Raw genomic sequence first — 20,827 nt, forward strand, 5'->3', positions numbered from 1 at the left:
GGTTGAAAGTAGGTGACATCATGGGAAAAATCATTGCTATTGCTAATCAAAAAGGCGGTGTTGGAAAAACAACAACATCTGTTAATTTAGGGGCTGGATTGGCGCAAGTAGGTAAAAAAGTCCTTCTTGTAGATATTGATGCTCAAGGAAATGCAACGACTGGTGTGGGAATTGAAAAATCTGAATTAGATCAATGTATTTACAACGTTCTTGTGGAAGATGCAGATGTTCAAGGGGTTATACAGAAAACCGCAACTGAAAACTTAGATGTTCTACCCGCTACAATTCAATTAGCTGGTGCTGAAATTGAATTGGTACCGACTATTTCCCGGGAAGTACGTTTGCAAAGAGCATTACAGCCAGTTCGTGATAAATATGACTATATTATTATCGACTGTCCCCCATCTTTAGGGTTATTAACGATTAATGCATTAACAGCAGCGGATTCTGTTATTATTCCTGTACAGTGTGAATATTACGCACTAGAAGGGTTAAGTCAGCTATTAAATACAGTTCGACTTGTACAAAAACATTTAAATAAAAATTTAGCAATTCAAGGTGTATTGTTAACAATGTTGGATGCCCGTACAAATTTAGGAATCCAAGTTATAGATGAAGTGAAAAAGTATTTTAGGGATAAAGTATATCGCTCGATTATTCCGCGTAATGTACGCTTGAGCGAGGCTCCAAGTCATGGGAAACCTATTATGCAGTATGACGCTAAATCAAGAGGAGCAGAAGTATATATAGATTTAGCAGAGGAAGTGATTGCAGGTGGCTAAAGGATTAGGAAGAGGAATTAATGTGTTTTTTCCTGATTTAGATGTGAAAGAAGAGGAAACAATTCAGGAGATTCTTGTAACTGAATTAAGGCCGAATCCATATCAACCGCGTAAACACTTTAATAAAGAGGCGATTCAGGAATTAGCAATTTCGATTAAGGAACACGGTATTCTACAACCATTAATTGCTAGGAAGAGCATTAAAGGATATGAAATTGTTGCAGGTGAAAGACGATTTCGTGCTGCGAAAGAGGCTGGTTTAGAAAAAGTACCTGCGGTTGTAAGACAATTAAATGAACAGCAAATGATGGAATTTGCTTTGTTAGAAAACTTACAACGAGAAGATTTAAATCCTATGGAAGAGGCAATGGCATACCAGATGTTAATGAATGAGCTAAATGTAACGCAAGAACAATTAGCGAAACGTCTTGGTAAAAGCAGACCTTACATTGCAAATTATACTAGGTTATTAAGCCTACCTTCTTTCGTACAAGATATGATTGCAAATGGTCAACTTTCAATGGCTCATGGGAGAACTTTACTTACGATAAAAGATGAAGAACAATTGAAGTCCTTATTGAAACGCATTGAAAAAGAAGGATTAAATGTTCGTCAATTAGAGAAAATCGTCCAAGAGATTAATCAACACGTTTCACGTGAAACAAAAAAAGTGAAAAAAGAGCGAAATATATTTTTCGTAGAACGTGAAACGTTCTTAAGAGAAAAGTTTGGCACAGATGTGAAAATTAAAGAGACGAAAAAAGAAAAAGGTAAAATCGAAATTGAATTTTTTAATAAAGAAGATTTAAATCGTATTTTAGAACTATTAGCACAGAAAAATTAAAAAGCAAACCATCTTATTATTTATAGATGGTTTGCTTTTTTTAATGCGGATAATTTTTGATCCGTCTCTTTTATACTTTGTGCGATTACATCAGCCATTTTCATGACTAAACTTAATCTTGTATTTTGAAGAACGAAAAACTCCATAAACCCATTTAGATTGACGATACCGTGTATGTGCAAATCACCAACTGCAGGTAATTTCTTATTCATAGCAGCTCCAGGTTTACTAGGTCCCTTTCCAGTAGTGATCGATCCGATATTTTGGGACTTTCCTAAACATGCATCAACAGCAATTATAAATGCAGTAGGATATTCTTTCTGTATATTCTGAATTTTCTCTTCTAAATTTAGCGCATGTACTGGCTCATCTAGTGTACCGAATACTTGGAGGTTTTGGATGTCTATTTGTTCAAGTTTTGTACCAACTAATGGGCCGAGTGCGTCACCTGTAGAGCGATCTGTGCCGATACAAACGAGAATGAGTGGTATATTAGTTTTAATAGGAATATGGGTAAGTAAGAAATTACTGATTATCTCGGAGGCTTCTAGATCTTGGTGCATAACGTTTTGAGTTTCTTTCTCAAAAAATGGTAAGCGAAAACTTCCAATATTCATGAAGCACCCATCCTTTTAATAAATTTTCAATATATGTTATATGGTGAGGAAAATGGAAAGTTATAAGTGCATAATTTTTGCAAAATGTGAATGAAAACGGAAATAATAGTACTAGTATATATATATTCGTTCCATTTTATACCTGGATGTCGGGGATAAAATAGGATTAAAATCATAAAATTTTTTCAGCAATTAGGGGACTTCTGATACAATAATAAGGGTAACTAAAAAGAAATTTTAGCTAGAGAGGTAGAGGTACATGGATTTATTAGCGAAGTGGTTTAATTCTATGAAACAGTATTTATTAGATGCTGATCGTTGGGCTCATATTGGAGTTGCGACATTAAAAATATGTATTATTTTAACAATTGGTGCAGTTGTTGTGCGAATTGCAAGAGCGGTTGTACGAAATGCGTTTCGCATGGGAAGTCGTTCTCCAATTCAAATTTCAGAACGTCGTACAGTTACAGTAGCGAAATTACTTGAAAATATTGTAGCGTACGTTGTTATGTTCATTATGCTAATTGCTATTTTAGGTGTGTTTGATATTAATGCATCAGGTTTATTAGCGGGTGCTGGGGTAATTGGTTTAGCAGTCGGATTTGGTGCTCAAAGTTTAGTGAAAGATGTTATTACAGGTTTATTTATTTTGTTAGAAGATCAGTTTTCGGTTGGCGATTATGTTAAAATCGGTCAATTTGAAGGAGTCGTTTTAGAAATTGGACTTCGTACAACGAAAGTAAAGAGTTGGACAGGTGAAATTCATACTTTACCAAATGGAAGTATTGTTCAAGTTACTAACTACTCAGTTAGTAATAGTGTAGCGTTTGTTGATGTATCTATTTCATATGAGGCTGATATTGCGAAAGCAGAGCAAGTTATTGAAGATTTATTAGTAGAATTACCTTCAAAGTACGAAAAAATGGTAACAACACCTCAATTATTAGGTGTGCAAACATTAGCTGCATCAGAAGTTATATTACGTGTTATTGCTGAAGTAGAACCGATGCAACATGCAGTTATTGCAAGGGCACTTCGTAAAGAGATTAAAAATCGTCTTGATTTACATGGAATTGAAATTCCATATCCACGTATGGTTTTATATAATCGTGAAGAATTAGTTAGTGGAAAAGCAATTTAGTATGGAGAGGAGTTTGGAGAGTGGAGCAAAAGGAATATAACTTGTATGATGTTGTGGAAATGAAGAAAGCCCATCCATGTGGCGAGAATCGTTGGAAAATTATTCGTATGGGAATGGATATCCGCATTAAGTGCGAGGGGTGTGACCATTCAGTAATGATTCCTCGAAGAGAGTTTGATCGTAAGGTGAAAAAAATACTTGTGAAGCACGAAGAATAGAGGGAGAGTAACAGTTACAGTAGGTAACTGTTACTTTTTTTCGTTTGGCGGAAACTTGTCATTTTTTTCGTTACTATCTATAATGATGAAAGATTGAGACATAGGAGTGAAAAATATGGGATTAACGGCTGGGATTGTTGGATTACCTAACGTAGGGAAGTCCACTTTATTTAATGCAATTACACAAGCAGGAGCAGAATCTGCGAACTATCCATTCTGTACAATTGATCCAAACGTAGGGATTGTAGAAGTACCAGATGAGCGTTTAAATAAATTAACGGAATTAGTAGAACCGAAAAAGACTGTTCCGACTGTATTCGAGTTTACTGATATTGCAGGTATTGTAAAAGGTGCTAGTAAAGGTGAAGGTTTAGGAAATAAATTCTTATCTCACATTCGTCAAGTAGATGCAATTTGCCAAGTTGTTCGTTGTTTTGAAGACGAAAATATTACGCACGTTTCAGGGAAAGTAGATCCAATTGATGATATTGAAACAATCAATTTAGAGCTAATTTTAGCGGACTTAGAGTCTGTTGATAAGCGTATCGAGCGTGTTGCGAAATTAGCAAGACAAAAAGATAAAGAAGCAGTATATGAGCATGAAATTTTAGTTCGTTTAAAAGAAGCTTTTGAAGAGGGAAAACCAGCTCGTACTGTTGAATTTACAGAAGAGCAGATGAAGGTTGTTAAAGGCCTTCATTTACTTACAACAAAAGAAATGTTATACGTAGCGAATGTAAGTGAAGACGATGTTATCGATCCTTCGGAAAATAAATACGTACAAATGGTAAAAGAATTTGCAGCAAATGAAAATTCTCAAGTAATCGTTGTATGTGCAAAAATCGAATCAGAAATCGCTGAATTAGACGAAGAAGAGAAAAAAGTATTCCTTGAAGAATTAGGAATTGAAGAGTCTGGTTTAGATCAATTAATTCGTGCAGCATATGACCTATTAGGACTTGCTACTTACTTTACAGCTGGCGTTCAAGAAGTACGTGCTTGGACATTTAAACAAGGAATGAAGGCACCGCAATGTGCTGGTGTTATTCATACAGACTTTGAGCGTGGATTTATTCGTGCAGAAACAGTTTCTTACGATGACTTAATGACAAACGGTTCTATGACAGCTGCAAAAGAAGCTGGAAAAGTACGTTTAGAAGGAAAAGAATATATCGTAAAAGACGGAGATGTTATGCACTTCCGTTTTAACGTTTAATTTAATATTTCCTAGGAAAAATAAAGATATGAGCTTGGCAAATATATTATATGTTTGCCAAGTTTTTTATGTATTGGTGAGTTGATTCATATAACTTACTATGATATAATCTAAACTCGTGAGTAATTACTATAAATTAATTGCTCCTTGCCCATTACGGGCCGTTTAGACCAAAAGGAGGTGAAAGTGTAATGAGAAAGTACGAAATTATGTACATCATTCGTCCTGGCGTTGAAGAAGAAGCTCAAAAAGCTTTAGTTGAACGTTTTGCAGGTGTTTTAACAAACAATGGTGCAGAAATCATTAACACGAAAGAGTGGGGTAAGCGTCGTTTAGCTTACGAAATCAACGACTTACGTGAAGGTTTCTACATGATCTTAAACGTGAAATCTAACGCAGAAGCGATTAATGAATTCGACCGTTTAGCTAAGATCAACGAAGACATCCTTCGTCATATCGTTGTTAAAGAAGAAGAAAAATAATTGATATATAAGGGAGAGTGGTTCGATTGATGAATCGTGTTATCCTCGTTGGTCGTTTAACTAAGGACCCTGACTTACGTTACACGCCCAATGGTGTTGCAGTAGCTACTTTTACGTTAGCTGTGAATCGCGCATTTGCCAATCAACAAGGTGAGCGTGAAGCTGACTTTATTAATTGTGTAATATGGCGTAAACAAGCAGAAAACGTAGCAAATTATTTGAAAAAAGGTAGCTTAGCAGGCGTAGATGGACGTCTTCAAACTCGTAATTACGAGGGACAAGATGGTAAACGTGTATACGTAACAGAAGTTCTTGCGGAAAGCGTGCAATTTTTAGAGCCGCGTAATGGCGGTGGGGAGCAACGTGGTTCATTTAATCAGCAACCATCAGGAGCTGGTTTCGGTAACCAAGGCTCTAACCCATTTGGTCAATCTAGTAATTCAGGTAACCAAGGTAACTCTGGATTTACGAAGAATGACGATCCATTTTCAAATGTAGGTCAACCGATCGACATTTCCGACGACGATTTACCGTTCTAATACAGTAAATTTGTTAGTTTTAACAAAGAATGGAGGGAAATAGACATGGCAGGACGCAAAGGTGGACGTGCGAAACGTCGTAAGGTGTGTTTCTTCACAGCTAACGGCATCACTCGCATTGACTATAAAGATGTTGATTTATTAAAACGTTTCGTTTCTGAGCGTGGTAAAATTTTACCTCGTCGTGTAACAGGAACAAGCGCGAAATACCAACGCAAACTTACAGTTGCAATTAAACGTGCTCGTCAAATGGCACTTTTACCATATGTTGGTGAATAATAGCGTATGAAATGCACAGTAGAGTCGGACTCTACTGTGCATTTTGCTATGCTTTTCTTTTTTGAAAGAGAGGTTAAAATGTGAAACAAGCAAGATTTATTACTGAAGGTGCCGCGTTGTTGGCTATATATGCAATGTTATTGCTTATATCTATGTATGTTCCGATTTTGGGTACAGTTGTAACTTTTGCGTTGCCGTTACCATTTATACTATTAATGATAAGACATAAACTATCTAATGTGCTCGTGGTTTTTGTAGCGGCACTTTTTGTTACTGTTATTGTGAGTCAACCGATGAATTTAGTGAAGACAATTATGTTTGGATTGATAGGGATTGTTTTAGGATATATGTATAAAACAAGAAAAAAGCCAGTGGAAATCTTAATAGCTGGGACGCTTGCATACTTAATTGGTTTTGTACTTATTTATGTTGCGAGTATAAAGTTTTTCAACATAGATATAATGAAGCAAATGCAAAGTATATTTAGTGAAAGTATGGCGAAAAGCGAAAAGATAGTAAGTGCTACAGGTATGCCGATTAGTAAGGAACAAAAAGAGTTACTTGCACAAATGAACGATATATTACAATCGTTACTTCCGAGTATACTTGTGCTAGTTTCAGTATGTTTTTCTTGGATGACAGTGATAATATCAGATAGTGTTTTGAAAAAGTTAAAACATGACGTTATATCTTGGCCTAAATTTAAAGATATACAATTACCAAAGAGTATCATTTGGTATTACGTTATATTTATTTTGTTAGCAACTTTTATAAAAGTAGAACCAACATCATATTTACATATGGTATTTTCTAACCTAAATGTCATATTTGCACTATTGCTTGTACTGCAAGGTCTGACATTTATCGCCTTTTTAGCGTATAGAAAAGGTTTTACTAAAGGGGTTCCTATTATTAGTTTTATTGCATGCATGTTTATTCCGATGCTGTTTCCTCTTGTGACAATCTTAGGTATAATTGACTTAGGGATTTCATTGCGTTCTAAAATAGGGGGATAAAATAATATTCCTTATACTATTTTAATCTGTTTAACTAACTGGAAGGTGAGTTAGTTTTACTTTATAGGAGTTGTATACATGCCTGAATTTGATAAGAAACAGTGGTTTTTATATCCTGTTTATGTATTGGCATTTTTTGTGTTTGTGCTCATTTCAATTCTCTGTTATTTTCATTTAATTATGGGGATAGCTGCTTTTGTCATTTTTTGTATCGTATTCTTTATCGTTATACGATTTGAACTTAATTTTCAAAGGAATTTCGAAAAGCATACGACAGATATGATTACAAGAGTAAAGAAAGTAAGTAATGAAGCATTTAACCAAATGCCGATTGGTATTTTGTTATACAATAAGGATTATGGGATTGATTGGGCAAATCCTTATTTATCTTCATGTCTGGGACAGCATGCATTAGCTGGATGGCACCTTTACGATGTATCAGAAACATTACTTCTTTTCATTAAAGGAGAAACTTCTGATGATATAGTCTCTTTAAATAATCGAAAGTTTCGCGTTTTTGTAAGGAAAGAAGAAAAGTTAATTTATTTCTTTGATGTAACGGAACAAACAGAAATCGAAAAGATGTACGAGGATCAAAGGACTGTTTTGGCTGTCATCTATTTGGATAATTATGATGAAGTTACACAAGGATTAGATGATCAATTACGTACGAATATAACAAGTCTTGTGACATCGCGACTAAATGAATGGGCGCTTAAGTATGGGGCGTATTTAAAACGTGCATCTTCAGAAAGATTCTTCGTTGTGCTAAATGAAAGTATTTTGACGCAGATGGAAAAAGGGAAATTTAGTATTTTAGATCAGGTGCGTGAAGAAACATCTAAAAGGAATATACCACTTACATTAAGTGTGGGTGTCGGATCAGGTGATTTACCTTTATCAGAGCTTGGAGCAATGGCTCAATCTGGTTTAGATCTTGCGCTTGGGCGTGGGGGAGACCAAGTAGCTATTAAACAAGCGACAGGTAAAGTTAAGTTCTATGGAGGTAAGACAAATCCGGTTGAAAAACGTACCCGTGTACGCGCTAGGGTCATTTCGCATGCGTTAAAGGATTTAGTATTAGAAAGTAGTAATGTCATTATTATGGGGCATAGGGCTCCCGATATGGACGCAATTGGTGCTGCGATTGGTATTTTAAAAGTGGCTCAATTAAATGAGCGTAAAGGATATATTGTGTTAGATGAAAATGATTCCGATAAAGGAATTAAGCGTTTGATGGACAAAGTGAAACAAAATGAGGAGTTATGGTCTCGTTTTATTACTCCAGAGCAAGCGATGGAATTTGCAAATGATGAGTCGTTACTTGTTGTTGTCGATACGCATAAACCTTCTATGGTGATGGAGCAAAAACTGTTACATAAAATTGAAAATGTAGTAGTTATTGATCATCATCGCCGTGGAGAAGATTTTATTGAAGACCCATTGCTAGTTTATATGGAACCATATGCTTCTTCAACAGCAGAATTGGTTACAGAATTACTTGAGTATCAACCTAAAAATTTAAAGATGACAATGTTAGAAGCGACGGCATTGTTAGCGGGTATTATTGTCGACACGAAAAGTTTCACATTCCGGACAGGGGCTCGTACATTTGATGCTGCTTCTTATTTACGCTCACATGGTGCAGATACTGTACTTGTACAAGAACTTTTAAAGGAAGATATGGATCAGTATTTACGGGTTGCAAAAGCTATAAAAAATGCGTACATTTATAAAAATGGAATTGCGATTGCTAAAGTTGATAGTGATGATTACTACGATCAAGTGCTTATTGCGCAATCGGCAGACACGTTATTAACGATGACAGGGATTATTGCATCATTTGTTGTTGCGAAACGTGGCGAGAACCTCATTGGAATTAGCAGCAGGTCTTTAGGTGAAGTGAATGTGCAGCTAATTATGGAAAACTTAGGCGGTGGCGGGCATTTGACGAATGCAGCCACACAGATGAAAAATGTTACAGTAGATGAAGCTGAGGAGAAGCTTCGATTTGTTATTGATGACTATTTACAGGGAGGCACACAATCATGAAAGTAATTTTTCTAAAAGACGTAAAAGGTAAAGGTAAAAAAGGAGAAGTAAAAAACGTACCAGATGGCTATGCAAATAACTTCTTATTAAAACAAGGATTAGCTGCTGAAGCAACAAATAGCAGTATGAAAACTTTAGAAGCTCAAAAGCGTAAAGAAGAAAAAGATGCAGCAGCAGAGCTTGAAAATGCAAAAGAGTTAAAAGAGACTTTAGAGAAATTAACTGTAGAATTAAAGGCGAAATCTGGAGAAGGTGGCCGTTTATTTGGTTCTATCACAAGTAAACAAATCGTAGATGCAATGCAAAAATCACACAAGATTAAGCTTGATAAACGTAAATTTGAAATGGACGATGCAATCCGCGCGTTAGGTTATACAAACGTTACTGTGAAATTGCATCCACAAGTAACAGCAACAGTAAAAGTTCATGTTAGTGAACAATAAAAATAAATTAAGCAAGGAGGATTGCGTATGAGTGATGTACTTGCTGATCGTACCCCTCCGCATAATATAGAGGCTGAGCAGGCGGTTTTAGGGGCCATATTGATTGATCAAGATGCGTTAACTTCAGCATCAGAGTTATTGGTACCTGATTCGTTCTATCGAACGAAACATCAAAAGATTTTTGAAGTCATGCTTGGGCTATCTGATAAGGGAGAGCCGATCGACTTAGTAATGATGACATCAGCAATGGCTGATCAAGGATTACTAGAAGAAGTTGGTGGGGTTTCTTACTTAGCAGAGTTAGCAGAAGTGGTGCCAACTGCAGCTAACGTAGAATATTACGCACGCATCATCGCTGAAAAGGCGCTTTTACGTCGTTTAATTCGCACGGCGACTCATATTGTATCGGATGGATACGAGAGAGAAGATGATGTGGATGGTCTTTTAAATGAGGCTGAGAAAAAAATATTAGAAGTATCCCATCAAACGAATGCAAAAGCATTCCAAAACATTAAAGATGTTCTTGTAGATGCTTATGACAAAATTGAACTTTTGCATAATCAAAAGGGTGAAGTTACTGGGATACCAACTGGGTTTACTGAATTAGATAAGATGACAGCAGGTTTCCAACGAAATGATTTAATTATCGTGGCAGCACGTCCATCAGTAGGGAAAACGGCATTTTCATTAAATATTGCACAAAACGTAGCGACGAAAACGGATGAAAATGTAGCGATTTTTAGTTTGGAGATGGGTGCTGATCAGCTTGTTATGCGTATGCTTTGTGCAGAAGGGAATATTGATGCACAAAGACTTCGTACTGGCTCATTAACTTCCGATGATTGGGCAAAATTAACAATGGCAATGGGGAGTCTCTCAAATGCTGGTATATATATTGATGATACGCCAGGTATTAAAGTAAATGAGATTCGAGCAAAATGTCGTAGATTAAAGCAAGAACAAGGTCTTGGTATGATTTTGATTGACTATTTGCAGCTTATTCAAGGAAGTGGGAAATCAGGAGAAAACCGTCAGCAGGAAGTATCTGAGATTTCTCGTACCTTAAAAGGGATTGCACGTGAATTGCAAGTGCCTGTTATTGCTTTATCACAGTTATCTCGTGGTGTAGAATCTCGTCAAGATAAACGCCCGATGATGTCTGATATTCGTGAATCTGGAAGTATTGAGCAGGATGCTGATATTGTAGCTTTCCTATATCGTGAAGACTACTATGATCGAGAAACGGAAAACAAAAATACAATTGAAATTATTATTGCAAAACAACGTAACGGTCCAGTAGGTTCAGTGGAACTTGCATTCGTCAAAGAGTTCAATAAGTTCGTTAACTTAGAACGTCGTTTTGAGGATGGACATGCTCCACCGGCATAAAGGCAGTATAAAAAAGAAACACATTTCTTATAATAAGATGTGTTTCTTTTTTTTTTATAAGAAAGATAAGGCTTTCATAAGTTAAATATATAATTCTTACGAACGAAAATGTTTTTTTGTGAAAAAATGTTCGCTTTTCGGTTGACTTCTCTTTCGGTTTTGGTACAATTATATTGTTTGAATAGATCGTTTGAAAATTGCGGAGGTGCTTTAATAATGTCTTCAGTAGTAGTTGTAGGAACACAATGGGGCGATGAAGGAAAAGGTAAAATCACTGATTTTCTTTCTGAGCATGCGGAAGTAGTTGCAAGATATCAAGGTGGAAATAACGCGGGACATACAATTGTTTTCGGCGGAGTTAAATATAAATTACACTTAATTCCATCTGGTATTTTCTATAAAGAGAAAATTTGTGTAATCGGAAACGGATTAGTAGTAGATCCAAAAGCATTACTTGAAGAGTTAAAATACTTACACGATCGTGGTGTAAGTACTGATAATTTACGTGTAAGTAACCGTGCACATGTTATTTTACCTTACCACTTAAAGCAAGATGAGTTAGAAGAAGCAAGTAAAGGTGATAACAAAATCGGTACAACGAAAAAAGGTATCGGTCCTGCATATATGGATAAAGCTGCTCGTATTGGTATTCGTATGGCTGATCTTTTAGACCGTGAAGCATTTAAAGAGAAGCTTGAGCGCAATTTAGTAGAAAAAAATCGTTTATTTGAAAAAATGTACGATACAGAAGGTTTCACTGTAGAAGAAATTTTCGAAGAGTACTTCGAGTACGGGCAACAAATCGCGCAATATGTATGTGATACATCTGTTGTATTAAATGATGCATTAGATAATAATCACCGTGTATTATTTGAAGGTGCGCAAGGTGTTATGCTTGATATTGACCACGGTACGTACCCGTTCGTTACATCTTCTAACCCAATTGCTGGTGGTGTAACAGTTGGAACTGGAGTTGGTCCTGCGAAAGTTACTCGCGTTGTAGGTGTATGTAAAGCATATACAAGCCGCGTTGGTGATGGTCCATTCCCTACTGAGCTTCATGATGAAATTGGTCATCAAATTCGTGAAGTTGGTCGCGAGTATGGAACGACAACTGGTCGTCCACGCCGCGTAGGTTGGTTCGATAGCGTTGTTGTAAGACATGCACGTCGTGTTAGTGGTTTAACGGATCTATCATTAAATTCTATCGACGTTTTAACAGGTATTCCAACTCTTAAAATTTGTGTTGCTTACAAATACAATGGTGAAGTTATTGATGAAGTTCCAGCTAACTTAAACATTTTAGCAAAATGTGAGCCTGTATATGAAGAGCTTCCTGGTTGGGAAGAAGATATTACTGGTGTAAAATCATTAGATGAACTTCCTGAAAATGCACGAAAATACGTAGAACGTGTTTCTGAGTTAACAGGAATTCAAATATCTATGTTCTCAGTTGGACCAGATCGTAACCAAACAAATATTGTTCGTAACGTATACGAAGCTTAATTAATAGTGTTTAGAAAAAACTCATGTCCGCATGAGTTTTTTCTTATTCTTTTATAAAAAAACGAAAAAAGTATTGCAATAAATACAGAATACATGTTATGATACATCTTGTCGTCACGAAAATATGACGTTGGTGAGTATGAGCCATTAGCTCAGTTGGTAGAGCATCTGACTTTTAATCAGAGGGTCGAAGGTTCGAGTCCTTCATGGCTCACCATTTTATTTTTCGTGGCCCGTTGGTCAAGTGGTTAAGACACCGCCCTTTCACGGCGGTAACACGGGTTCGAATCCCGTACGGGTCATGTTTTTTTTTGCTTATTTTTGGTCCCGTGGTGTAGTGGTTAACATGCCTGCCTGTCACGCAGGAGATCGCCGGTTCGACCCCGGTCGGGACCGCCACTTTTGTTTATACCACCATTAGTGGTTTTATATATAGTTTTGGCTCGGTAGCTCAGTCGGTAGAGCAGAGGACTGAAAATCCTCGTGTCGGCGGTTCGATTCCGTCCCGAGCCACTCTCAGGATATTAAGTGGGCCCACTTAATATCCTTTTTATTTATGTAATTTTACAAAACTGAGTAGTTATTTTAAAATAGAACGAGGAGCCTCTAGCAGTTGAAGCTAGAGGTTTTTCTATAGATCGTATAAGATGCCGTGTAAAAGTGGATCATACATGAGTCTATGAGAATAGAGGAGAAAATACTTAAACAAAGGATGCGGTCATATAGGACATACTATGTAAACATCAATATGTTTAGGGATTATTGACCATATTTTTATAAGGAGGAAATAGACGATGATGGGAAAGAAAATTTTAGTAGTTGATGATGAAAAGCCGATTGCAGATATTTTGAAGTTTAACTTAGAAAAAGAAGGTTTTGAAATAGTAATGGCACATGATGGTGATGAAGCAATTGAAAAGGCTAATGAAGAGCAACCAGATATGGTTTTATTAGATATTATGCTACCAGGTAAAGACGGCTTAGAGGTTTGCCGTGAAATACGTAAAAGCTCAGAAATGCCGATTATTATGCTTACAGCAAAGGACTCTGAGATTGATAAAGTATTAGGGCTTGAGCTTGGGGCAGATGATTATGTAACGAAGCCATTTAGTACAAGGGAATTACTTGCTCGTGTGAAGGCGAATTTACGCCGCCATCAACAAGGTGGTGCTGCGGAAAAAGAAGAAAATACAGAAATGGTTATTGGACCAATTGTGATTAATCCAAATGCATATAGTGTAACGAAGCGCGAGGAAAATATCGAGCTTACACATCGTGAATTTGAGTTGCTACATTATTTAGCGAAACATTTAGGACAAGTTATGACACGCGAACATTTATTACAAACAGTTTGGGGTTATGACTATTTTGGAGATGTGCGCACAGTAGACGTTACAGTACGTCGTTTACGTGAAAAAATTGAAGATAATCCAAGCCATCCTACTTTAATTGTAACTAGACGTGGAGTAGGGTATTACTTGCGTGACCCAGAGCAGGAATAGTATATGAAGAAAGTTGGTTTTTTTCAATCTATTCATTTAAAATTTGTGCTTATATATATGCTATTAATATTAATAGCGATGCAAGTTATTGGAGTATATTTCGTAAGGGAATTAGAGAAGAGCTTAGTACAAGGTTTTAGGGATTCTTTAACACAGCAAACAAACTTATTATCATATAATTTGAAGCAAGAGTTTAAAAAAAGTTATACAAAAGCAGAAACAGAGTCAACAGATGAAACGATTAAAACGTCAATTCGAAAATTTGCCTCTGATCAGAAGAAAGTTATACAAGAGGTAAGTGTATTTGATTCGCACAGAAAGTTACTGGCTATTTCAGATGAATCAAAGCAGAATAAGGTGAATCGAACATCAACTGATATAGCTGTTCAGCGAGTGTTAGTACAAAAAAAGCCAGAAGTGAAAATTGAGAAGGATGGTAGTACAGGTCATCGTGTTCAAGTTATGCTTACTCCGATTCTAGATGATAACGGTAAGGATGCGCTTGGTGTTATTTACATTGTGGCATCTATGGAAGATGTATATAAACAAATGAAGGATATAAATCAAATTTTTGCTACGGGAACAGTAATTGCTTTATTAGTAACGGCCGTACTTGGGATTTTATTGGCTCAAACAATTACAAGACCAATTTCAGATATGCGGAGACAAGCAATCGAAATGGCAAAAGGAAATTATTCCAGAAAAGTAAAAGTGCATAGCCATGATGAAATTGGACAACTGGCATTATCCTTCAATAATTTATCGAAAAAATTACAACAAGCTCGTTCTTCTACAGAAAGTGAAAGGCGTAAATTATCATCTGTTTTATCACATATGACAGATGGAGTAATTGCTACTGATCGAAAAGGGGATATTATTTTACTAAATGACCCTGCGGAAAAGATGTTAAATGTTTCTCGTGAAACAGCGCTCGATCAATCTGTTTTAGAGGTATTAGGGATACAGGAAGAATTTACGCTCGATCATTTATATGAAGAGCCAGATTCTGTTTTATTAGATTTTAGTACGAGAAATGAACCATATATTTTACGTGCTAGTTTCTCTGTTATTCAAAAAGAAACAGGGAAGGCAAACGGCTTAATTGCTGTACTATATGATGTAACAGAGCAGGAACGTATAGAACGGGAACGCCGTGAGTTTGTGGCAAATGTCTCTCATGAATTAAGGACGCCATTAACGACGATGCGCAGTTATTTAGAGGCACTTACAGATGGAGCATGGCAGGATCCAAATATTGCACCACAATTTTTAACGGTTACACAAGAAGAAACAGAAAGAATGATTAGACTTGTCAATGCGTTGTTACAGCTATCTAAACTGGATAGTACAGAGCATCGTTTAATGAAAGAATGGGTCGACTTTACTGATTTCTTTAATAATATTATTGATCGCTTTGAAATGTCTAAAGAGCAAAATGTAAGTTTCAAACGATCTTTCTCTAAGAAATCTAGATTTATTGATATGGATACTGACAAAATTACTCAAGTGCTGTATAACATTATTTCTAACGCATTAAAGTATTCACCAGAAGGTGGAACAGTAACATATCGTTTACGTGATCGCGGTGATTTATTAGAAATTAGTGTAAGTGACCAAGGAATGGGTATTCCAAAAGAAAACGTTGATAAAATCTTTGAACGTTTTTATCGCGTAGATAAAGCTCGTTCAAGACAAATGGGTGGTACGGGACTTGGATTAGCAATTGCAAAAGAAATGATTGAGGCACATGGTGGCTCTATTTGGGCGAAGAGTGAAGAAGGAAAAGGGACAACTATTTATTTCACGTTACCAATGGCAGCAGATGAAGAGGACGATTGGGAATGAGTATGGAAAACTTTAAAACAATAGTTTTAATTAACCTAGTTGTAATTAGCCTATTTCTTACTTTTAATCTATGGACGTATGTGCCAGATTCTACATCCATGCAAAACGCGAAATTTGTACAGGGGAATGAAGGAATGAACCAAACTAAAATTTCCGATGTTGTCCGTCCTACTTCTATTATCGTGCATAAAGATAAAAATCATTATGGGAGCAGAAGAGAGGCAGATATAGAATCAATCTATAAGCCCCTGGAAGTAGGGGAACTACATGATTTTAGAGAGATATCAATCACTAAGGGTGATTTCCTTTCATATGTGCATGGTGAAGGGAAAGTTGAACTTGTTTTCCCTACCGATATCCCATTTGATGCAGTTAAATCCATGTTTAACATGAAAGAGAAAAGTACAGATAAGCCTAAACATTTTAATCGTATTCTCCTTGATCCTTCTAGAAGTAAGGATCAAGAAATTAAAATTAACTTTGTTTCTGATGGTGATAACTTTAAAATATACGAGGCAAAATTAAGTGGCTTGTATTTAAAAGATATTGTAAATGCCCAAAATCAATTTATAGTATCAGCAAAACCTTATTTTGATTATCAACTCAATGATATGAAAAAATTATTTTTACCAGATGGAACGACAGAGTTAAGCAATATAACATATATTTCATCTAATTTAGCAGTTGATACGTTTAAGAATGCTCTGTTTAGTGATCCTCGTTATTTAAGTCCGATTACCGAGATGTCGAAAGAAACATTTACAGATGGTATTAGATCCATGGAAATTGAAAACGATCGTCACATGCTAAAGTATAAAAACTCTTCTGTCTTAACTGAGAAAACGATAGATAATTTAATGCTTTTACAAAAAAGCTTTGAATTTGTAAGTGGTCACAGTGGGAGTTTGGATTCATATCGTTTGGACTATATGAATAAAGGAGAGACAGTATTTCGCTTAAATGAAGATGGATATCCAGTATTCAATGCAGATGGATTAGCGGAATTAAGACAAGTATGGGGATCAGAAGAAGTAATGGAATATGAAAGACCGTTGCTATCTTTAAATACTAAAGGTATAGAACAGAAGGTTACTCTTCCGTCAGGGCATGTTGTAATAGCATCCCTAGAAAATAATCCAGAGATAAAGAAACAAGTAATTAAGGATATTGGCATTGGATACAAGTTATCACTAGATGGGCAAGTGGTTCGACTACAACCAATTTGGTATGTAAAGCTTGTTGAAGATGAAACAGGTAAACAGAAAATCTATGAGTGGAGTGAGGGAGGACTAAATGGATTGGGATCGGATTAAAACCATATTTATTGTGACCTTTTTTGTTTTGGATCTCTTTCTCATTTTCCAATTCATTCAAAAGCAAGATAGTAATCAATTGGAGCTTATTGCAGAAACAAAGATAGATCAAGAATTAAAAGCAAATAAAATTACGATGGGAAATATCCCTAAAGAACCGAAAAAAGAGTCATTTATTAGAGCGGAAAATAAAGCCTTTAAAGAAGAAGATATACAGTCTTTGAAAAATCAAACGGTGCATATACAAAATATGTACAAGATAGAAAGTAAGCTAAAAGAGCCTTTTTTAAATACGAAATCATTATCAAAAGATAAGTATAATGAATTTTTGAAGAACTATGTATTGGATGGACAAAAGTATGAATTTGGAGCGGTGAAAGACTCTAAAATTTATTTCTTCCAAAAATATAAAGATAAGCCTATTTTCTATAATAATCAGGCGATGATTGTTGTGGAATTAAATGAAAAAAATGAACTTGTTTCATATACGCAGACAATGCTAACTGATTTAAAAGAAATGGGCGAAGGTGAAAAAACGAAAGAGCAAGAAATTATTACGGCTCAAACAGCTTTAGAAAATTTGTATTTAAAAAATAAAATTCATGGAAATACGCATGTTAAAGAAGCGCAAATTGGTTATGCCACTCTTACCGCATCTACTTCTAATAACCAAGTACTTGCTCCAACGTGGAATTTAAAAACGGAGCAGAAGCAGGACTTCTTTGTGAATGCAATTGAAGGACAAGTTATGGAATTAGGAGAAAAGGAAAATCAAGTGGTTGATGAACATACTGGAGTGAGAAAGAATGGGGTTGCATTTTAGCGTACTTGCAAGTGGAAGTACAGGAAATATGCTATACGTAGGAACCGATGAAAAAAAATTACTAGTTGACGCAGGTTTAAGTGGTAAAGCAACAGAGGCTTTATTTAAACAAGCAGAACTAAATATAAATGATGTATCAGGTATTCTTGTAACGCATGAGCATAGTGATCATATTAAAGGATTAGGTGTATTGGCACGTAAATATGATTTACCTGTTTATGCGAATGAGAAAACATGGAATGCAATGGAACATTTAATAGGAAATATCCCAACTGAACAAAAGTTTATTTTCTCAGTTGGTGATGTGAAAACATTTGGTGATATTGAAGTCGAGTCATTTGGAGTTTCTCATGATGCGGCAGAACCGATGTTTTATGCTTTCCATAACAATAATAGGAAATTAGCGCTTATTACAGATACGGGATACGTAAGTGACCGTATGAAGGGCGTTATTAAGGGAGCTAATGCTTTTGTATTTGAAAGTAATCATGATGTAGAAATGCTTCGTATGGGACGTTATCCATGGAGCATTAAACGACGTATTTTAAGTGACGTTGGGCATGTTTGTAATGAGGATGCTGCATTAGCGATGGCAGATGTAATTACAGATGAGACAAAGCATATTTATTTAGCTCATTTAAGCTTAGATAATAACATGAAAGAACTAGCGCGTATGTCAGTATCACAAGTACTAGAGGAAAAAGGATTTGGAGTGGGTGAATCCTTTGAAATTCACGATACAGATCCAAAAATGCCTACAAAAATTCAATACGTATAATTCTTCATTTTAGTAAACAATAAAGGTGAATATAGTTGTTTTCAGGAAGATAGGTGAACAAATATGTCCTTTATTGATGAAGAAAGTTATCGTATGAAACGTGCAGGAAAAAAGAAGCACAAAGGTATAGTTCTTTCGAGTATAGCGGGAACAATTGTAGGAGCTTCTTTATTTGCGTTTGGAGCGCCTTTATTTTCGAATTCTGCTGATACGCTTCCGCAAGCTGAAGCAAGCGGAAGTAATATGGCTGAAGCTCAAGGGATTAAACAGATTAGCTTTGTAGATGCTGTTGATCGTGCATCTGAAGCTGTTGTGGGTGTTATTAACATTCAACGAGATAATTTTTCAGAGGCAGATTCAGAGGCCGGTACAGGATCAGGAGTAATTTATAAAAAGACAGATGGTCAAGCTTATATTGTAACGAATAATCATGTTGTAGCTGGAGCGAATCGTATTGAAGTAAGTCTAAGTGATGGTAAGAAGGTTCCTGGAAAAGTATTAGGAACCGATGTAGTCACAGATTTAGCTGTATTAGAAATAGATGCAAAGCATGTGAAAAAAATAATTGAAATTGGCGATTCTAATACTGTTCGCAGAGGAGAACCAGTTATTGCGATTGGAAACCCACTTGGACTGCAATTTTCTGGAACAGTTACACAAGGTATTATTTCAGCTAATGAACGTATTGTCCCTGTAGATTTAGATCAAGATGGACATTATGATTGGCAAGTAGAAGTGTTACAAACAGATGCAGCGATTAATCCGGGGAATAGTGGTGGTGCGCTTGTAAATGCAGCAGGACAATTAATTGGTATTAATTCAATGAAAATTGCTGCAAAAGAAGTAGAAGGAATCGGCCTTGCTATTCCGGTGACTAGAGCTGTTCCGATTATGAATGAACTTGAGAAGTATGGAAAAGTAAGAAGACCGTATGTTGGGATTGAACTTAGGTCATTAAATGAAATCCCAAACTATTATTGGTCAAAAACATTACATTTACCAGGTACTGTAACAGAGGGCGTTTGTATTTTGGATGTGAAAAGTCCTTCGCCAGGTGCGGATGCTGGTTTAAGAGAACATGATGTTATTGTGGCAGTAGATGGAAAACCGATTCGCGATATTATTGGATTCCGTACGGCCTTATATGATAAGGAAATTAATGATAAAATGACTCTTACGTTTTATCGTGGTACAAAAAGAGTAACAACAACAGTGAAATTAGGCATTCAAAAGTATTAAAAACAGGAGGGCCTACCTCCTGTTTTCTATTGTAGAAAAGTGAGGTGTAGAAAATGAATTTACCTTGTTGTTTAGAACATGTTGAATTAGCGTTAGATATTATTGTGGATGAGTGTGAAGTTGCACCAGTTATCAACAATGTGGATAACTCAGGAAAAGAGAAAAAAACATGTGAATTTTGTCAAAATGAGGCGACATATGTTGTATCGAACACAGATTCTCACACAATATGTGGGTAGTATTTGTGGATATGTGGATAAGTTTTGTGGATAACATGTTTGTAAGGTGGAGGATACGTGTGAATATCTCGATTATTTCAATTGGGAAATTAAAAGAAAAATATTTGAAACAAGGTATAGCAGAATACTTAAAACGATTATCTGCATACGCAAAAGTAGAAGTAATTGAATTACCTGATGAAAAGGCGCCAGAAAATTTAAGTGAAGCAGAAATGTTAATTGTAAAGGAAAAAGAAGGTATACGTATACTCGATAAAATTTCTGATGACACGCATGTGATTGCATTAGCTATAGAAGGAAAGCAAAAGTCATCAGAAGAATTTGCGGTAAGTCTAGATCGCCTTGCTACATACGGAAAGAGTAAAGTCGCATTTGTAATTGGTGGATCACTGGGACTAAGCTCAGAAGTGATGAAGCGTTCAAATGAATCACTTTCTTTTTCAAAGATGACATTGCCACATCAATTAATGCGATTAGTGTTGCTTGAGCAAGTGTATAGAGCTTTTCGGATTAATCGTGGAGAACCGTATCATAAGTAATGTATTCTATGTAAAACACTGATAT

General features: G+C 36.0%; 22 protein-coding genes and 4 tRNA genes. 25 read left to right on the plus strand and 1 reads right to left on the minus strand.

Features of this window, described 5'->3' with window-relative positions; translation table 11 throughout:
• Window positions 1-20: 20 nt before the first annotated feature.
• Together soj and spo0J are read left to right on the plus strand one after the other, a co-directional pair.
• Window positions 21-782, plus strand: a complete 762-nt coding sequence (gene soj, locus AU379_RS17490) for a sporulation initiation inhibitor protein Soj (RefSeq protein WP_000516115.1) — start codon at window positions 21-23, stop codon at window positions 780-782.
• A complete protein-coding gene (spo0J, locus tag AU379_RS17495) occupies window positions 775-1,626 on the plus strand; it encodes a stage 0 sporulation protein Spo0J (RefSeq protein ID WP_001051829.1) in 852 nt (283 codons plus the stop codon). The genes soj and spo0J overlap by 8 nt, the downstream gene beginning before the upstream one ends.
• Before the next feature lie 20 nt (window positions 1,627-1,646).
• On the opposite strand, the gene yyaC is transcribed toward spo0J, so the two are convergent.
• Window positions 1,647-2,243: a spore protease YyaC gene (yyaC, locus tag AU379_RS17500; protein WP_001020715.1), complete on the minus strand. Its 597-nt coding sequence runs from the start codon at window positions 2,241-2,243 to the stop codon at window positions 1,647-1,649.
• A gap of 259 nt (window positions 2,244-2,502) precedes the next feature.
• Here yyaC and AU379_RS17505 point away from each other — a divergent pair, with 259 nt between their 5' ends.
• The 23 genes from AU379_RS17505 to rlmH all read left to right on the plus strand — a co-directional run bounded on the left by AU379_RS17505 (window position 2,503) and on the right by rlmH (window position 20,802).
• Complete coding sequence (locus AU379_RS17505; RefSeq protein WP_000364815.1) at window positions 2,503-3,384, plus strand: mechanosensitive ion channel family protein; 882 nt, start codon at window positions 2,503-2,505, stop codon at window positions 3,382-3,384.
• A gap of 20 nt (window positions 3,385-3,404) precedes the next feature.
• The gene (locus tag AU379_RS17510) at window positions 3,405-3,602 is read left to right on the plus strand and encodes a DUF951 domain-containing protein (protein ID WP_000435485.1); all 198 of its coding nucleotides are present in this window, start codon (window positions 3,405-3,407) and stop codon (window positions 3,600-3,602) included.
• A gap of 115 nt (window positions 3,603-3,717) precedes the next feature.
• The gene (gene ychF / locus AU379_RS17515) at window positions 3,718-4,818 is read left to right on the plus strand and encodes a redox-regulated ATPase YchF (RefSeq protein ID WP_000524672.1); all 1,101 of its coding nucleotides are present in this window, start codon (window positions 3,718-3,720) and stop codon (window positions 4,816-4,818) included.
• 191 nt (window positions 4,819-5,009) lie between these two features.
• Window positions 5,010-5,300, plus strand: coding sequence for a 30S ribosomal protein S6 (rpsF, locus tag AU379_RS17520; RefSeq protein ID WP_001233778.1), 291 nt, complete (start codon window positions 5,010-5,012; stop codon window positions 5,298-5,300).
• A gap of 26 nt (window positions 5,301-5,326) precedes the next feature.
• Complete coding sequence (ssb, locus tag AU379_RS17525; protein ID WP_000981966.1) at window positions 5,327-5,839, plus strand: single-stranded DNA-binding protein; 513 nt, start codon at window positions 5,327-5,329, stop codon at window positions 5,837-5,839.
• 45 nt (window positions 5,840-5,884) lie between these two features.
• Window positions 5,885-6,118 (plus strand): 30S ribosomal protein S18, encoded by a 234-nt coding sequence (gene rpsR, locus AU379_RS17530; RefSeq protein ID WP_000918873.1) that lies wholly within the window; start codon window positions 5,885-5,887, stop codon window positions 6,116-6,118.
• Window positions 6,119-6,198: 80 nt separating this feature from the next.
• Window positions 6,199-7,134, plus strand: a complete 936-nt coding sequence (locus AU379_RS17535) for a YybS family protein (protein ID WP_044585053.1) — start codon at window positions 6,199-6,201, stop codon at window positions 7,132-7,134.
• A 78-nt stretch (window positions 7,135-7,212) separates the two neighbouring features.
• Entirely contained in the window at window positions 7,213-9,186 is a 1,974-nt protein-coding gene (locus AU379_RS17540) for a DHH family phosphoesterase (RefSeq protein ID WP_001113788.1), read from the plus strand.
• Window positions 9,183-9,629, plus strand: coding sequence for a 50S ribosomal protein L9 (gene rplI, locus AU379_RS17545; RefSeq protein WP_000864228.1), 447 nt, complete (start codon window positions 9,183-9,185; stop codon window positions 9,627-9,629). Before AU379_RS17540 ends, rplI begins: the two co-directional genes overlap by 4 nt.
• Window positions 9,630-9,656: 27 nt before the next feature.
• Window positions 9,657-11,018 (plus strand): replicative DNA helicase, encoded by a 1,362-nt coding sequence (gene dnaB, locus AU379_RS17550; protein WP_001286148.1) that lies wholly within the window; start codon window positions 9,657-9,659, stop codon window positions 11,016-11,018.
• Window positions 11,019-11,234: 216 nt separating this feature from the next.
• The gene (locus tag AU379_RS17555) at window positions 11,235-12,524 is read left to right on the plus strand and encodes an adenylosuccinate synthase (RefSeq protein WP_000100238.1); all 1,290 of its coding nucleotides are present in this window, start codon (window positions 11,235-11,237) and stop codon (window positions 12,522-12,524) included.
• Window positions 12,525-12,665: 141 nt separating this feature from the next.
• Window positions 12,666-12,741: transfer RNA gene (locus tag AU379_RS17560), tRNA-Lys, on the plus strand.
• Window positions 12,742-12,754: 13 nt separating this feature from the next.
• Window positions 12,755-12,826: transfer RNA gene (locus tag AU379_RS17565), tRNA-Glu, on the plus strand.
• A gap of 21 nt (window positions 12,827-12,847) precedes the next feature.
• Window positions 12,848-12,923, plus strand: a tRNA-Asp gene (locus tag AU379_RS17570).
• Between the two features lie 41 nt (window positions 12,924-12,964).
• Window positions 12,965-13,037, plus strand: a tRNA-Phe gene (locus AU379_RS17575).
• Window positions 13,038-13,318: 281 nt separating this feature from the next.
• The gene (walR, locus tag AU379_RS17580; RefSeq protein ID WP_000971865.1) at window positions 13,319-14,026 is read left to right on the plus strand and encodes a cell wall metabolism DNA-binding response regulator WalR; all 708 of its coding nucleotides are present in this window, start codon (window positions 13,319-13,321) and stop codon (window positions 14,024-14,026) included.
• Between the two features lie 3 nt (window positions 14,027-14,029).
• Window positions 14,030-15,871: a cell wall metabolism sensor histidine kinase WalK gene (gene walK, locus AU379_RS17585; protein WP_000755367.1), complete on the plus strand. Its 1,842-nt coding sequence runs from the start codon at window positions 14,030-14,032 to the stop codon at window positions 15,869-15,871.
• On the plus strand, window positions 15,868-17,184 hold the full coding sequence (gene yycH / locus AU379_RS17590; RefSeq protein WP_000061563.1) for a two-component system activity regulator YycH: 1,317 nt from the start codon (window positions 15,868-15,870) through the stop codon (window positions 17,182-17,184). Before walK ends, yycH begins: the two co-directional genes overlap by 4 nt.
• A complete protein-coding gene (locus AU379_RS17595) occupies window positions 17,165-18,007 on the plus strand; it encodes a two-component system regulatory protein YycI (RefSeq protein ID WP_000383740.1) in 843 nt (280 codons plus the stop codon). Before yycH ends, AU379_RS17595 begins: the two co-directional genes overlap by 20 nt.
• Window positions 17,991-18,785 carry an MBL fold metallo-hydrolase gene (locus tag AU379_RS17600; protein ID WP_000522837.1) on the plus strand — a complete coding sequence of 265 codons (795 nt, stop codon included), beginning with the start codon at window positions 17,991-17,993 and terminating at the stop codon, window positions 18,783-18,785. Before AU379_RS17595 ends, AU379_RS17600 begins: the two co-directional genes overlap by 17 nt.
• A gap of 63 nt (window positions 18,786-18,848) precedes the next feature.
• Window positions 18,849-20,024 carry a S1C family serine protease gene (locus AU379_RS17605; protein WP_000008042.1) on the plus strand — a complete coding sequence of 392 codons (1,176 nt, stop codon included), beginning with the start codon at window positions 18,849-18,851 and terminating at the stop codon, window positions 20,022-20,024.
• 53 nt (window positions 20,025-20,077) lie between these two features.
• Window positions 20,078-20,263: a CxxH/CxxC protein gene (locus AU379_RS17610; protein WP_001052831.1), complete on the plus strand. Its 186-nt coding sequence runs from the start codon at window positions 20,078-20,080 to the stop codon at window positions 20,261-20,263.
• A 59-nt stretch (window positions 20,264-20,322) separates the two neighbouring features.
• Window positions 20,323-20,802, plus strand: a complete 480-nt coding sequence (gene rlmH / locus AU379_RS17615; protein WP_001027003.1) for a 23S rRNA (pseudouridine(1915)-N(3))-methyltransferase RlmH — start codon at window positions 20,323-20,325, stop codon at window positions 20,800-20,802.
• Window positions 20,803-20,827: the final 25 nt, after the last annotated feature.

This window comes from Bacillus sp. JH7, assembly GCF_001563515.1.
Taxonomy (GTDB): domain Bacteria; phylum Bacillota; class Bacilli; order Bacillales; family Bacillaceae_G; genus Bacillus_A; species Bacillus_A cereus.

What these genes read in the sequence shown, in the direction of transcription:
- soj (WP_000516115.1), top strand. Translation starts at nt 21, where the DNA reads ATGGGAAAAATCATTGCTATTGCTAATCAAAAAGGCGGTGTTGGAAAA.
- yyaC (WP_001020715.1), bottom strand. Translation starts at nt 2,243, where the DNA reads ATGAATATTGGAAGTTTTCGCTTACCATTTTTTGAGAAAGAAACTCAA.
- AU379_RS17505 (WP_000364815.1), top strand. Translation starts at nt 2,503, where the DNA reads ATGGATTTATTAGCGAAGTGGTTTAATTCTATGAAACAGTATTTATTA.
- ychF (WP_000524672.1), top strand. Translation starts at nt 3,718, where the DNA reads ATGGGATTAACGGCTGGGATTGTTGGATTACCTAACGTAGGGAAGTCC.
- rpsF (WP_001233778.1), top strand. Translation starts at nt 5,010, where the DNA reads ATGAGAAAGTACGAAATTATGTACATCATTCGTCCTGGCGTTGAAGAA.
- rpsR (WP_000918873.1), top strand. Translation starts at nt 5,885, where the DNA reads ATGGCAGGACGCAAAGGTGGACGTGCGAAACGTCGTAAGGTGTGTTTC.
- AU379_RS17540 (WP_001113788.1), top strand. Translation starts at nt 7,213, where the DNA reads ATGCCTGAATTTGATAAGAAACAGTGGTTTTTATATCCTGTTTATGTA.
- rplI (WP_000864228.1), top strand. Translation starts at nt 9,183, where the DNA reads ATGAAAGTAATTTTTCTAAAAGACGTAAAAGGTAAAGGTAAAAAAGGA.
- dnaB (WP_001286148.1), top strand. Translation starts at nt 9,657, where the DNA reads ATGAGTGATGTACTTGCTGATCGTACCCCTCCGCATAATATAGAGGCT.
- AU379_RS17555 (WP_000100238.1), top strand. Translation starts at nt 11,235, where the DNA reads ATGTCTTCAGTAGTAGTTGTAGGAACACAATGGGGCGATGAAGGAAAA.
- walR (WP_000971865.1), top strand. Translation starts at nt 13,319, where the DNA reads ATGATGGGAAAGAAAATTTTAGTAGTTGATGATGAAAAGCCGATTGCA.
- walK (WP_000755367.1), top strand. Translation starts at nt 14,030, where the DNA reads ATGAAGAAAGTTGGTTTTTTTCAATCTATTCATTTAAAATTTGTGCTT.
- yycH (WP_000061563.1), top strand. Translation starts at nt 15,868, where the DNA reads ATGAGTATGGAAAACTTTAAAACAATAGTTTTAATTAACCTAGTTGTA.
- AU379_RS17595 (WP_000383740.1), top strand. Translation starts at nt 17,165, where the DNA reads ATGGATTGGGATCGGATTAAAACCATATTTATTGTGACCTTTTTTGTT.
- AU379_RS17600 (WP_000522837.1), top strand. Translation starts at nt 17,991, where the DNA reads ATGGGGTTGCATTTTAGCGTACTTGCAAGTGGAAGTACAGGAAATATG.
- AU379_RS17605 (WP_000008042.1), top strand. Translation starts at nt 18,849, where the DNA reads ATGTCCTTTATTGATGAAGAAAGTTATCGTATGAAACGTGCAGGAAAA.
- AU379_RS17610 (WP_001052831.1), top strand. Translation starts at nt 20,078, where the DNA reads ATGAATTTACCTTGTTGTTTAGAACATGTTGAATTAGCGTTAGATATT.